The following is a 15100-nucleotide window of genomic DNA, read 5'->3' on the forward strand; positions in this document are numbered from 1 at the left end:
ATACAACTACTATTTAAACTCAATGCAAATAGAAAACTCGTTTTTATTTGCGTCGAGCCTAAAAAAACATATGAATTTTTGAAAGAACAAAAACCAAAAGCCCTAAATTTATAGATTTCTAAACGGGTAATTTAAGGCATACCATCATATTTAGAAATATAATGGAAAATTCGCACTATCTGATTTTCTTAGACAAAAAACATAATTAATTCCCCCTTAATTCAATATCAAAATTTATTAATTTATTCTTAAGTGATTGTTATTATAACATAATTTTTTCTTAGACCAAGTATTTTTTCTTTTTTTAATAGTTGAAAAAATTCATACAACTAATTTTTACCTATGATTTTAATTGTTCAACTTTTGTTAATTTTTCTGTTAATTCATTTAGTTCTAGGACTTAAATTTTGTTGCTTAATTATAAAAAAACCTCGTTTTTACGAGGATTTTTTATAATTAAAATTTGTGATTATACATATTCGGATCTAAATTTTTCAAAAAGTTTATTATATTCTTCTTCACTTTGAGGTGTGTCAAATAAAACAAAACCTTTAAAGGTGATTCCAGTTTCAGATGTTCTTAAAGGTAGATTGTCAATTTGTTCTTGAAGTTGTGATTTGGTAGTTCCAAAAGTAAAACCTTTTTCAAAATTTAATTTTGCACCTTCTGGTATATCGCGGCTTCAGGTAAAAATCGGTTTTTTAGCATCATCAGATTCACTAGAATAAAACTTCATATTCATAACAGATTTGCTATCTTTTTTTTCAATATCTACACGTAAAATAATAGTGGATTCAGAATTATTAAGAAAATCTTGAAGTATTGAGAGACGATTTTTTGGATCAAGTTCCAAGCTAGGTTCAATGGTTTCTTCACTACTTTTTCCTAATTTTAATTCTAATTTACCATTATATGTTGATTGAAATCCTGTTTTTTTGTTGTTAAAATTTATACTATGCCCGGGCTTGGGGTTAGGTTTAGGAGCAAATTCAGCACCAATTTTAAAAACACCTTGGACAAGGAATTCCTTTTCAATAACTAAGTTAAAATCATTTTCTTGTTCACCTGTTTTTAGTAAAAAATATTGAAGAACATCTATCTGAGGTAATTTACTTGGTTTAAAAGCATAAAGCAAGGAAGTGCCGTCTTTTAATTTTAGATCTGTATTGTTATTTACAGTTTTGTGCAAGGAAATGCCACCTTCAGCTAGATAAATGCCTTGTTCCTGTTCATCTATATGTACTTTTTCTTTTGATATTTTTGAAGGCGCTTCGTTTGCATTAAACCTTAAATTTGGATTATTAACAGCTGAAATTGATTTTAAAACTTGCTGTTTTTGGCCATCTTCTAAATATTGTTCTTCTGTTTCAATATTAGTTTTTCAATCTAAAAATAGGTGTGTTTTTACGGTATCAGAAAAAGATTTATAAAGTTTATTATCTTTATTTACATCATCAACTTCAACTGTTAAATTTCTTTCAATTCCATTAGGAGTTTTAATCTTAAGATTTATTTCATAGGTTTCATCTTGATGATTTGCAGAAATAGAAATAGAAGTGCCCTCAGGAAGATTAGATTTTTCAAGATTTCCAAGAAGTTTTCTTAGGTAATCACCTAAAGATTGATCACTTGGAGGGGTTGGAGAAGGGGCAGGAGTTGGTTCTTCTGTATCTTGGAATAAGGTCGGTAAAGCACTAACATTTGTATCAACAGTTGTAGAAGCATCTGAGCTATCAGCGTCCTGTTCAGTGTTTGAAACTATTGGGGTTTGAGTAATTTTGTTACTTTTTGTTGCAAAAAAATTAAGAGCATCGAAAAAAGGGGCTAGCTGGGTTGTTATATCTTTTATATCGTAAGTTCTATTTAAAAAAGGTCTGATTTTATCATCAATTGTTGAAGCAAAAACTGTAATTGGCAAATTTTTCTTGATTTCAAAGCTTAAATTGTCAATATCTTGTGATCCTTGTTGGTCAAAACTCTCGATTGCGTTTTTAAAATATGCGCCATAAATTTCCTCGTTTGCATCAAATTCTAGTTCAAAATTGAAAGTATAGGTATTATTTTCGCCAAGTTTTAGACCTAAAGGAAGTAATGTTTCATCACTAAAATTACCTTCAATATTTAGTCCAACATTGACAATATTAGAATTTTTAGGGTCATTTTTGTTTTCTTTTACTGAAAAAGTGACACTTTTTGGGCTAAAATTAGGGATTAAATCTTTAATATCTTCTAGAAATGTTTCATTTTCATTTTCATTTGAACTTGAAGTAAATCAAGAATTAAACTGCTCAAGATTTAAATTTTGAGGATTTTGGGCAAAATATTCTGATACACTAAGATTGTTTTGCACTAAATGTTTAGAAATAGTTGAGTTAAATTTATAATTTTTTTTAAAAATTTTTAATAATTCAGAAGATTTTTTTTGATCTGTTTTCTTAGGTACATCAACAAAATTAAGTGTTAATTTGCTACTTTTTTGTGTTTTTTTATCAAATAAACTTAATGCTAAGCCAATTTTATTATTAACATCATCAACATTTGTAAAATTTAATTTTTCATCTTGCAATTCGGGTTTTATTTCAAAATTGGAAGGAAAAACAAAAACCGGCTCAGAATTTATGTTGAACGAAATTCCGCCAAATTTAGAAAATGTTGCAAACAGTGCTGAACTTGAATTTTTTGTTTTTTCAAAATTTTCCTTAAATTCATTATAAAACAAAATAGCAATTTCGGTAGCGGTTTTTCCTTCTAAAGAATCTTGATTTAGAAGACTAATTGATGCACTCAAATTTTGAGCTGAAAAATTCAAGGTTTTATCTTGATCTGAAAAATCTAAGTCAAAACTTGCTGTATAATTTATACTTTTACTTGAATTTGAAATATTAACAGCAAGATTTTTTATTTTATTTGACTCAATTTTTACTTCTGATTGACTCCTTGGAACAACCAATCTGAAATTGAAATCTGGATATTTTTGACTAATTTGGCTAAAATCAATTGCATTATTTAAGTCAAAATTATATGCAGTATCAAAATGCAAATTTAGTGCATCAGAAGCGCTTAATTTTTTAGCAAATTTTGACTTAAGTTTTAAGTTAGCAACTAAACTATCAAATTCAGTCGTGTTAAATTCTGAATTAACGTTTAAATTTGTAGCATTTGCTAGTTTATCGTCAAATTCCGATAATTTTGAATTATTAAGTTAATATATTAATTTCAGACACATTCAAAAAAGGTGTGTCAAAATGAAACAATACAAATTCACAATTCAAGACAAATTTAAATACATCAAAATTGCCGAATCTAAAGGCTTAAAAAATGCAATTTTGGCTTTTGCAGAAGAATTTAGAGAAATTTACAAAAACAAATCTAAAAGTAAAAAAGCGGATAAAGAATGAATGTTGCATATATACGCTAATAATTTGATAAGAAATTGGCAAAAAAAGTTTTATAATAATGATATGAAAAGTTTAATTAGTACTCGTGGAAAAATCAAATCTCCACGCAAACCAAAAAAGAAATATACAATTAACGATCTTTCTGAAAACGATCGTGAAGTTTACCAAGAAATAATTGAAACTGTTCTTAGAAAATACGGGGTTGACCCCGGGATTATTCTTGAGGAGCTCAAAAAACGAAAACAAGAACAAGAAAAAGATAAAAACAAAATCGAAAATTCCACTAGAATTTGTAGCGTTTTTAAGGTTAATCGCACTTCTATTTATGAGAAAATTAGGGTGAAAAAACCACCAAAGAAAATGATTTATGATGAAGACTTACTTCAGTGAATTCGCGAAAATTTTATTTTAAATCGAAAGGTAAAAGGCCGAGACATCCTATATAATATTTACATAAATCAGGGAAATTATGTAAGCACGTACGTGTTTCAAAAACACTACGAATTTTTAGGATTAAAATCACTAGCTTATAAAAAGCAAGGAAAACCAGCACCAAAAGAGAAAAAGTTTACGCGAATTTGGACTGAAGATCATATCAAAGGTGAATTTAGCTCAGAAAATTTTGGTGAAAAATGGTTTGCTGATATTAAATTTATCAAAATTAACAACGAATGATTTTATCTACACTCAATTATTGAAACAAAATCCAATTACTTGCTCAATTTTTCAATTTCTAAAACAAGATTTTCAGAAGAAACTATAAACTTAGTAAAACAAACAATCAAAAAGTACAATATTAAACCAAAATTTTTCCATTCAGATCATGGCGTGGAATATGCGAACTACAAATTTGCTAATTTTTTAAAACAAAACAATATCCAACAATCAATGTCGCCAAAAGGCAATGCCCTTGCAAACCGCCCTATTGAATATTTTTATGCAGTTTTTCAACGAGAATTGCTTAATATTGAGGGCGAAAATTTTGAAAATGTGGCTATTGCTTATCAAAAAATAAGTGAATTTATTGATTGGTATAACAATGAAAGGCCTCAAAGTTGCTTATCATATAAAACTCCAAGTTATTATATGAGGTAAATTATTTGTCCAAATTTTTAAAATGAACATGCTAGAAAAAATTAACAAAAGCGGTGTAATCAAAATCATAGGTAAAAAACTAATTGTCTGAGATTTTTCTACTTATTTAAGTAAACAAATCCCTTAAATTAGTTAATAAACAAACATTTTAGTGATAAAACTTGTTTTTAAATTTTTAAAATATTGGGCTTTTTGTTCATAAGCGGCAATTAGTGAGTCAAAAGTTTCAAAAAGTTTCCAAATTTTCTCTTGCTCAAAAGTATCAGCAACTTTTATAAAATAATTTTCAATTTCATTAAGCCGAAAAATATGTCTAACAGATTTGTTTGTACTTTTTAGCATTAATTTTTTAAAAATCTCAGTCTTAAATCAGATCAAAAAATAATCAGAATTATAGTCTTTTTTGAGCCTAAAAACTTCATACATCGGGCTGATTAAACCAGGTATAGAATTTTTATATAACGCTAGCGAACCAACTTGAATTCTTGATGGATTAAATGCAAAAGAATTTTTTGTAATTATTTGTGAGTTGTCTTTGTTTGCAAAAACAGCTTTTCCACCTTTTTTAAAAAGTTCTTTTTGACTTACAAATCCAAGTTTATTTGAAACTGAGTAACTTATAAGCTTTAAATTATTTGAATTTTTGTTTTTATAAGTTTGAAAAAGATCACTAATTTGCTCAGTTTTTCAGGGTTGACTCAGCCCCTTAAATCTAATTGAAGGAAAATTTGAGCTTAAATCAGTAAACATTTTTTTAGTTAGACTATTTTTAAGATCTTTCAAAAGATGAATTTTTTTTTCAAGTTTGTTTAGTAGGTTTTCAAAAGTCTCAAAAAGTTGCGAAATTTTTTGCTGCTCGGTAATATCTGGAGTGAATTTTATCTCAATTTTGAGTACATTTGAGCTAATTAAATGCGGGATTGTACTTTTAGAAATGAATTTTTTGGAATTTTTTTCGAACTGAATTGCAAAAAATGTACTTTCAGGATACTTTTTTGAAGTCAAAATTCCACAATTAGAGGTAGCAAAAAATTTTTCTTGAATAAATCTAGCCGATCCTGGATTTCCGTGAGTTGAAAAAATTATTTTCCCTTGCGCCAAAAACTCGTTATAATAGCCTAAAATCCCGTGATTTTCTGTTTGTGATGAGTAAACCGGATAGATGTAGCCGCGGTCTCTCTCTCTCTCTCTCTCTCTCTCTCTCTGTGTGTGTGTGTGTCAATCTCTACGGGTCTAGTTTTTATTTGGTTTTTGCTTAACGTTTGTCCTCGGGAAATCTCAAATAAATTTTTAACTTGATCACTAATTCAAATTGAATTGAAGTTTTTGAATTTAACTAGCGGTATAATTGGCTTTTTATTCATTAATTAGTCCTTTAAATATTCTAAATTATAATAAAAAATCCACCTTTAAATAGTAAAAGTTGGGTTTTTTTATATTTAAAAATTTTAGTAGTCTAAATTAAGATGAAGAATCTGAAGAGGATTTAATACTTATCTCACGCAAGGCAAATTTACCTCTCGAATTTCCCAGTTTGATGAGATAATCTTAAAAAGTCTCCGGTTTTCACGCTTTTTTAATTTTTTTGGCAAAAGTTAATTGCCTATTTTTTACTTATTTATTAAAATATCAAAGTAAAAATCATCTTATTTCAAATATTTGGATCACTAAGAAGGTGATCAAACTGTCAAACTCAAGAAAAATAACTATCAAAGTAAAAACACTAAATTTTAAATCTAACACTCATGAATGCAAAATCTACTTATTAATTAAAAAAAGTAAACTAAAAAAGCTAAAATTTTAACTTAAAAAGTAAAATTATGAAATTTTTAAACTACCTTTTTTAGTTTAGAACACTGACAAAAATCAAAAAAATACAACTACTATTTAAACTCAATGCAAATAGAAAACTCGTTTTTACTTACATTGAGCCTAAAAAAATATACGAAGTTTTGAAAGAACAATAATCAAAAGCCTTAAATTTGTAGATTTCTAAACGGTCAAATTTAAGGCATCCCATCATATTTAAAAATATAATGGAAAATTCGCAGTATATAATTTTTTTATGACAAAAACATTCTTGATTCCTCCTTAATTCAATAGCAAAATTTATTAATTATTCTTAGTGAGGTTAATTATAACATAACTTTATTTTTGACCAAGCATTTTTTTTTTTTTTTTGCAAAAGGTTAAATTTACAATAATAAAAATTAAGATTTTAAGTCAAAAAACCCCGATTTACGAGTATTTTTACATATTAGCATTCAATAAAAAGTGAATTTTTGCCATCAAACTGGGAAAATCAGAAATATTCTAAATTAAGATGAAGAGGATTTAACACTTATTTCACGCAAGGCAAATTTACCTTGTGATGCTTGTTTTTGTCTTAGGTCTTTAGTTTTTTCTTGATAAAACTTAATTAGATCTTGTTTAATTTGTTCAGAATCGACAACAATTTTACTAAAAGGATAAGCGTTATTTACTGATTCAACAAAGGCTTTGAGTTGTTCTTTTGCATCTTCACTAAGATTTCCGCTTATATTAAATGTAACATTTTGCTGATTTTGGCCAGTTTGATCACGAAAATAAATTCGCCCAGTAGGACTGTCATAACGCTCAGAAATTCCACTTAATTTGTCGGTATATTTTGAGCCTTCAAAGTCTGAAACATTAGCTGAAAAAGTTAGACCTAGATTAGTGCTAGATCCAGAATTAATATCGACGGCAAAATAAATATCAGTAAATCTTAGCTTTTTAAAGCCTTCATAATCTTGAGATGCATATTTATCTTCTTTTCAGTTTTTAATGTTATCATTAAAAATTCGGTCAATTTCGTCAAATTTAAGGTTTTTAATTGTTTTAATATTTGTTTCAGAAAAATCTAGTTTTGGAGGATAGCCACCTTTACCACCATGGCGACCTTGGAATGGACGTTGGTAAATTTTGGAGCCAAAAGCTAATTTTAAACCTTCGGTGATTTTAGCTTCATCGTCTCCTTTATCCCAACGGAGTGTGTCAAATAAAATTGATCCAGGAATTTGCTCATCAGGCGTGTTTTTGTGAAAATCAGCGGCATTATTATAATCAAAACTAATAAAATCAACATCAGCAACGGCATTTGGATTAATTGCTCAGTTATCGGCGATTGCTTTTTCGTTAGAATAGAGTTCTAATTCTTTAAGTTTTTTGCCTCGAAGTGCTGACAGACCATTTATTGCTTTTTGGTCATCTAAAAATAAAGTTAGTTTTTGGACATTATTTGGTAAGGCTTGCAAAATTTTATCGATATTTTGGTCTTTATTTTTTGTGCCGACATTTTTAAGAACAACAGCATCAATTTTGTTAACGACATTTGATTTTAGAAAATCTTGGAATTTTTCAAAAGCATTTTTGTCATTTGCATCAATTGAAACAGCAATAATTTGGGACTTTACAGCTTTATGTTTATTTTGGGCATTTTGAGTATATCGGTAAACTTTTATTGATCCAGAACCTGAACCGGCAACTTTGTCAATTTCGGCTTTTCATTCATCATTAGAAGAAATATCGGCTTTGTCTCAACCCTCATAGTTTTGATTAGCAATTCCGTGTGGATTACGTTGAACTCAACCTTCATTACTTAAAAGACGATTTTGGTTTCGTTGACGATAAAGTCCATTTTTTCCTGTAATTGGATTGTCATCAGGATTTACAAAAATTCAGCCGTGATGGTCATTAGGATCAACAGTCATTCCTCGCTCAATTGATTTGTAATCAATCTCAGAAAATTTTGGGCCTTCTATTGCTTGCTGTTTTAAAAATTTTAAGTAATTATCTTCTCTAGTTTTGTAATTATTTGCTACTCAAATTTGGTATCTTAGACTTTCTTCAAATACTTTTTTTTGTTCATCGGTACCATTAGGGTAATAACGCTTAAATTCATGCTTTAACTGGCGTTCTAGTTCGGCAATTTCAGCTACTCGTGCGGCAATATTTACTTCAGTTCTTCGTGTTGAAGCAGCCAGACCTAAACGCCAGTTGGCTTTTGCTTGCTCGACTGCTCCGGGCGAAACATTAACAGATTGAGATTGTCTTGGCGAAGTTTGGACTCTTTGGGTAGTGGTTGCTGTGCTATGAACAGGTGAACTTGCGGTTCTTGAAACACTTGGAGCTGGGATTGGGACGGTTGATTCAACTCGACTAATTATTCTTCTTGTTATTTTTGGAGCAGGTTGAGGCTTAGGAGTAGCAATAGCAATTTTTTTAACTTGTTTTGGAATTTCAACTTTTGGTGGGATTTTTTCAACTTTTTGCGGTTGGACTACCGGGGCATCTGATTCAATTTTTTTAGGTTCAGGTTTTTGGACTGGTATAAATTTAGAATTTGTAACTGGCGAATTAAAAGCGGTATCATTTGGGATATTTTTAAGAATTATTGATGGCGCTTCTGGCGAATAAGCAACCAAAGGAGATTCTCAGTTAAAATTATTTACTACTTCATTTAATGCAAAGGAAAAGCTAACGGCAATAGCGCTTGCTGCTGCTCCTATTAGATATTTTTTGCGCTTTGAGACATAAAAAATTTGCATTTTAACCTCCTAAAAACAAAGAAACAAAATTAGGCAAATTTTGAATTTAAATTTTAGCTAATTTTGTTTTTAGATAGATTTAGAAATTATTATAAATGATTTTTTAAAAAAACAAAACTTTTTGTCCAAAAAATTTTTAAGGATTTTTTGGGGCGTTTCAGTCTCAATCGGTAACCCTTCCAAGTTTCACAGTTTGATGAGATAATCTTAAAAAGTGTCTGGTTTTTCGTGGTTTTTTAACTTAAAAAGCAAAATTATGAAATTTTTAAACTAGCTTTTTTAGTTAAAACACTGGCAAAAATCAATTTATGATAAAACAACAAAAATCACAAAAAAAATACAACTACTATTTAAACTCGATGTAAATAGAAAACTCGTTTTTACTTACATTGAGCCTAAAAAAAATATGAAGTTTTGAAAGAACAATAAAAAAAGCCCTAAATTTATAGATTTCTAAACAGGTAAATTTAAGGCATTCCATCATATTAAAAATATAATGGATAATTTGCGCTACCAGAACACATTAGACAAAAAACATAACTAATTCCCCCTTAATTCTTATTTCAAAATTTATTAATTATTCTTAGTTAGGTTTATTATAACATAATTTTCCCGAGTTTCCCAGTTTCATAAGGTAATTTTAAAAAAGTATCCGGTTTTAGGGACTTTTTTAAGTTTTTTGGTAAAAGTTGGTTACAATTTTATTAGTGATTTATTAAGATATCAAAGTAAAAATCATATCTATTTCAAATGTTTGGATCGCTAGGGACACCATCGTGTTTTTTAAATATAATTTGCTGATCTAAAGTGTTAAATTCAACCCTTTGTCTTAATTTTTGCAACATCGATACTAAACCAACTTAGTTAATTTTTGTTTTTTCATAATTTATAATTATACCATAAAATTACTTAAAATGCTACCAAATGCTACTTATAAAATTAAGGTTTTACATTAAAAAAACACCGATTTACGGGTGTTTCTTCATATTTATATTCACTAAAAAGTGAATTTTTGTCTTAAAACTGGGAAACTCGGGAGGCATTCCATCATATTAAAAATATAATGGATAATTTGCGCTACCAGAACACATTAGACAAAAAACATAACTAATTCCCCCTTAATTCTTATTTCAAAATTTATTAATTATTCTTAGTTAGGTTTATTATAACATAATTTTTTTCTAGGCCAAACATTTTTTTTTTTTTTTGCAAAAGGTTAATTCTAAAATAATAAAGATTAAGATTTTAGGTCAAAAAACACGGTTTTACCGATATTTTTTCATATTTATATTCACTAAAAAGTGAATTTTTGCCATTAAACTGTCAAACTCAGGAATATTCTAAATTATAATAAAAAAATCCACCTTTGAATATTAAAAGGTGGATTTTTTTATATTTAAAATTTTAAGTATTTTTAGGATGTTTTAGTTTCAATCGGCAATCCTTCAAGTGAGCCACTAAGTTGGGAAGCCAAAGAAGAATCAACTTGGATTTTACTAAAAGAATTTACCCGTTTTGCCGCTTTAAGGAAGTATTCTAAATCAGCTTTAGCACTTGCAGAATAATTTCCTTTAAGAACTAAAGTTGCACCCTGAACTTGTTTTCCGTCTTTGTCTTTAATGAAAATGTTTGAAAACTCAACAGGTCCAAAATTAAGTCTTTTTTGGAATTGGCCATCAAATTTATCGAGCTCAACGGTATAAGTTTTTGGTCCAGAAGTAGAACCATTAGAGTCAATTCCAAAGGAAATGTCTCGGAACTTTAAGAAAAAGTTAGCTTTTTCTGGTTCACCTGTATCGGTTTTTCATGTTGATATTTGGTCGTTAAAGTCTTTGTTAGCTTCGTCAAATTTAATACCACTAAAAGTTTTTATTTCAGTTTTAGAAAAATCAAGGTTAGGTGGATAGCCCCCACGGCCACCAAAAACTCCTTGGAAAACTCGCTGATTAATTTTTGATCCAAAAGCGATTTTTAGTCCTTCGTTGATTTTGTCAGGACTTCCTAGCTCTTGCGTTCAAATAAGTGTATCAAAACGAATTGAACCAGGCAATTTTGCTCCTGGATTATAAAGATTTATACTTGCCTTATCAACAAAGTCTCATTTAATAAAGTCAACATTTTTAAGCCCGTTAGGATTAATAGATCAAGTTCCGGTTTCTTTTTGGGCATTTGAATAAAGCGATAATTCAGTAAGTTTATGATTTTCTAATTTTGAAAGAGCCTCAAGTCCTTTGTTGTCTTCAACAAAAAGGCGCAAGGAGGTAATTGAAGCAGGCAGTTTAGAGATAATTTGTTCAATTGTTGAGGTATATTTGCCTTTGACATTTTGAAGGACAACTTCTTTTAGGTCAGATTGGGATTGGGCTAGAGTTGCAAGAATGCTGTCGAATTTTGACAGGGCAGTTGGATCTGAAGAGTCTAGATAGAGCGATTTGAATTGGGTTAGACCATTAGTTCCAGCGGTGTTATCGGCATTTTTCTTGTATTGGATTAAGCGAATAGCATTGGTACCATTAGGAATGCCGGCAGTTAAGAGAGCTGAATTAAAATTGCTATCCTTTACATGTGAACTAGGATCATTCAGTCCGCCAGATCAACCTTGACGTGATAGGCTACTTAAAACTGTTGAGTCTTGGTTTGGCCATGGGCTATCATAAGGTGCAATTCCTCTTGCATTATCAGCTTTAATTGCTTTTTTAACGATATTATTTCTAGGTTCTCATCCGTCAGTATCTCTATCGGGAGTATAACCTTTTTCAAGCAGACCAATTTCTTCTTTAGTTAGGCGTCCTTGTTCAAAACGGGCTCTACGTTCAGAGTGGTACTTTAAGTCATATTGTTGACGTTCAAGTTCATATTTTTTTTGGTTAATTTGGTAATTATAGCTTTCATTTCAAACTTTAAGGCGGTGATTATATTCTTCTGTGCCTTCCGCTTTTGACCCTGATCAGTAAACTGACAAATGTTCTTGATTTTTCTGTCTTTCTAATTCTTTAATTTCAGCGGTTATTCTTGAAATATTTGAATTAGCAGTAGTTACATTAGTTGAAGCCCGAAATTGAAGGTTTTGGAGAGCTTGACCATATTTTCCAGTATCAACTTGTTGATAAGTAGCTGAAGGAGTAGGAGCAGGCGGGGTAAAAGTAGGAGTTACCGGTCGACTTTGGACTGCTGGGGTAGTAACTGTTTGAACTGTTCTTACTCTTTGAACCGGACGAGGAGTTGGGCGGGCGATAGTTCGAATTGAGGTAACGATTGGTGAGATTGGTCTTGGTTTTGCTTTTGGTGTTGACTGGGGAACAGGGTTGTCAATTTTTTTAACTGTTGGGGGTTGGACAGTTTCAACTGGTTTTGGGACAACTATTTTTGGTCCTGGACTTGGAATTGGCGCTTCAGGTAGATTTTGTTTTTTAGGCGGGTTGATAAAATTTGTATTTGCCACAGGAGAAAAATTAACATCATTTGGGGTGTTTTTTAAAACTGTTGAAGGAGTTGATGTTGAATAAGAAACTTCTAAAGGATCAAAAATACTACCCGAAAAAACACTCGGAATATAAGCTGCACTAGCAACAGAAAGTCCGAGCAATGAAACGGCAATTATTTTTTTTCTTTTTGATAAATACAGTACCATGATATCTCCTTTTGCAAATTACTTTGTTTAACTTTGCTTAACTTATTTTACTTTCGCTTTGTTTTACTTATTTAATTAAATTATAATATAAATTATAAAAAAGGTGCTAAAAAATTTAAAAAAATTGGGCTAATTTTTTCAGTTTTGCTTTGATAAATATTGGTGAATTTTTTCAACATAATCAGTCTTTTCAAAGCTAAGATCAAGATCATCGCGACCAAAATGTCCATAAACTGCAAGATTTTGGTAAATTGGCTTTCACAGTCCAAGTTGACTAACTAAATTAGCAAGTCGAAGATCAAAAACATCTCTAATAATTTGACTAATTTGATCCGTGCTAAATTTAGAGTTTTTAACATAAGTAATATTAACTAAATCAGGAAATTCAGAGCCAATTTGGTATGAGAGTTGAATTTCAATTTCATCTGCTAAATTAGCAGCAACTAGATTTTTTGCAATATAACGGGCAATATAAGCCCCACTTCGATCAACTTTTGTATAGTCCTTTCCACTAAAAGCTCCACCGCCATGATGAGCTGCATCTCCGTAGGAGTCAATAATTATTTTTCGCCCAGTCAGACCACTATCACCAATTGGCCCACCGATTGTAAATTCACCAGCTTGATTAATGAAAGTTTTAAAATCAGAATTTAGACCATATTCTTTGGCAGTTGGGATCATAATTTTATTTAGTACAAAATCGCGAAAGCGAGTTATGTCATAATTTTTTAAATGCTGAATTGACATTAACATTTTAGTTATTTTTGGTTGGCTGTTTTGGTCATAGATAACTTCGACTTGGGATTTCATGTCAGCGAGGGCTTCTAAAAACTGGCCATTTTTACGGTAAAATTCAGCTTTTTGAACCAAAGAGTGGGCAAGGCTTTGGGCAAGAGGCATAAAATTTTTAGTCTCATTAGTGGCAAAACCATAAACAATCGACTGATCACCTGCGCCAAGGCTATTTTGAGAACGATTTACAAGACTAGAAATTTCCTTTGACTGGTTATTTACATTCGAAATTATTGTAAAATCATTTTCGGTATAGCCAATTTCAAACAGAATTTCCCAAGCAGTTTTGACAAAATCAACATAGCCTTTTGTCGAAATTTCACCGCCGATAATAATAAGTCGATTTGAAGCCATTACTTCAATTGCCGCCCTTGAGTTTGGATCTTGATCTAAAAGTTTATCAAGAATTGAGTCAGCAATTTGGTCACAAATTTTATCAGGATGACCTTTTCCAACAGATTCGGCGACTGAAATTTTCGATATTTTCATTTTTTTCCTTTGGTTCTAAAATTAATAGCTATGAATTAAGCAGTTTTTTGTTTTGCTTGCAGAAATTCTTCAAAAGAGAGTGATTTTTGCCGTTTTGTTGTCAGTTTTCCGTTATTTATTTTGATAATTAAGTCGGCAAGAGGTTCCATTTGGGGATCATGAGAAACCATGACAATTGTTGTTTTATATTTTTTATTAATGTATTTAAGAATTCTTAAAACTATATTTGTGTTATTTTCATCAAGAGCACCGGTTGGCTCGTCAGCGAAAATTATTTTTGCGTTTTTAACAAGAGCTCTTAATATTGAAATTCGCTGTTGTTGACCACCGGACATTTGTGATGGGAATTTAAATTTTATATCATCTAGTTCAAATTCAGTAAATAAATCCTGGATATCTAAAAGTTTTGTTTTATCACCTTGAAGATAAGCGCCAACTTGAACATTATCATACCCATTTATATTTCCAAGAAGATTATATGATTGGAAAATAAATGAAACTTTTTGACGACGGAATTTTGTAAGCTCTGAATTTTTAAGATAGGCTAAATTAACCGAGTCAACAATTATATCACCTTCAGTTGCCCTATCAAGCCCTGACATTAAATTTAATATTGTTGACTTTCCTGATCCGGATTTACCATTTAAAATAGCAAAATCACCCTCGGCAATACTAAAACTAATATCTGCAAAAACTTTTGTAACAACAGAGCCAAAAAGATAATATTTTGATACGTTTTTAAAATCTATTATCGAACCAGGTAAGTTAGCGTCTTGAATTTTACCAACTTTAACTCGTGGAGTATCATTTGCTCAGCGAATTAATTTTAATTGCTTTGCTGATAAATTTTCTGACTCAGTTTCTTTAATTATTTTTAAGGCTTGTGTTTGTCTTTCAACTTTTTTTGCCTTTGAAAAAAAACTTAATGACATATTTACTCCTGTAATTGCTAGTTCAACTAGTTTTTATAATATATTTAAACTTTTACATTAAAGGCTAAATTATAATACAAAAGTTAAATTTTAAAAGATATTTTAAAATTTAATGCAAAAAAGCTATTAAACTAAAATAAAAAAAGTGAATTTTAGAAGAGTGAAAAACAAGCCATGCCAGGGATAAAACAAACT

General features: G+C 30.0%; 8 protein-coding genes. 1 reads left to right on the forward strand and 7 read right to left on the reverse strand.

Features of this window, described 5'->3' with window-relative positions; genetic code table 4:
• Positions 1-469 precede the first annotated feature (469 nt).
• On the reverse strand, positions 470-3187 hold the full coding sequence (locus tag V3249_RS02425) for a P110/LppT family adhesin N-terminal domain (protein ID WP_341517664.1): 2718 nt from the start codon (positions 3185-3187) through the stop codon (positions 470-472).
• A gap of 58 nt (positions 3188-3245) precedes the next feature.
• Between V3249_RS02425 and V3249_RS02430 the strand changes: the two genes are divergently transcribed.
• Positions 3246-4493 carry an IS3 family transposase gene (locus V3249_RS02430; protein ID WP_341517449.1) on the forward strand — a complete coding sequence of 416 codons (1248 nt, stop codon included), beginning with the start codon at positions 3246-3248 and terminating at the stop codon, positions 4491-4493.
• A gap of 132 nt (positions 4494-4625) precedes the next feature.
• Here V3249_RS02430 and V3249_RS02435 read toward each other — a convergent pair whose 3' ends face one another.
• From V3249_RS02435 to V3249_RS02460, 6 genes are all read right to left on the reverse strand, one after another.
• Complete coding sequence (locus tag V3249_RS02435; protein WP_341517665.1) at positions 4626-5657, reverse strand: restriction endonuclease subunit S; 1032 nt, start codon at positions 5655-5657, stop codon at positions 4626-4628.
• A gap of 1154 nt (positions 5658-6811) precedes the next feature.
• The gene (locus tag V3249_RS02440) at positions 6812-9061 is read right to left on the reverse strand and encodes a putative immunoglobulin-blocking virulence protein (protein WP_341517450.1); all 2250 of its coding nucleotides are present in this window, start codon (positions 9059-9061) and stop codon (positions 6812-6814) included.
• 704 nt (positions 9062-9765) lie between these two features.
• Complete coding sequence (locus V3249_RS02445; protein WP_252263094.1) at positions 9766-9906, reverse strand: hypothetical protein; 141 nt, start codon at positions 9904-9906, stop codon at positions 9766-9768.
• 569 nt (positions 9907-10475) lie between these two features.
• Positions 10476-12692, reverse strand: coding sequence for a putative immunoglobulin-blocking virulence protein (locus V3249_RS02450; protein ID WP_341517451.1), 2217 nt, complete (start codon positions 12690-12692; stop codon positions 10476-10478).
• A gap of 129 nt (positions 12693-12821) precedes the next feature.
• Positions 12822-13973, reverse strand: coding sequence for a methionine adenosyltransferase (metK, locus tag V3249_RS02455; protein WP_341517452.1), 1152 nt, complete (start codon positions 13971-13973; stop codon positions 12822-12824).
• A 35-nt stretch (positions 13974-14008) separates the two neighbouring features.
• Positions 14009-14905, reverse strand: a complete 897-nt coding sequence (locus V3249_RS02460; protein ID WP_069099624.1) for an ABC transporter ATP-binding protein — start codon at positions 14903-14905, stop codon at positions 14009-14011.
• Between the last annotated feature and the right edge of the window lie 195 nt (positions 14906-15100).

The organism is Mesomycoplasma ovipneumoniae, from assembly GCF_038095995.1.
Classification (GTDB): Bacteria; Bacillota_I; Bacilli_A; order Mycoplasmatales; family Metamycoplasmataceae; genus Mesomycoplasma; species Mesomycoplasma ovipneumoniae_F.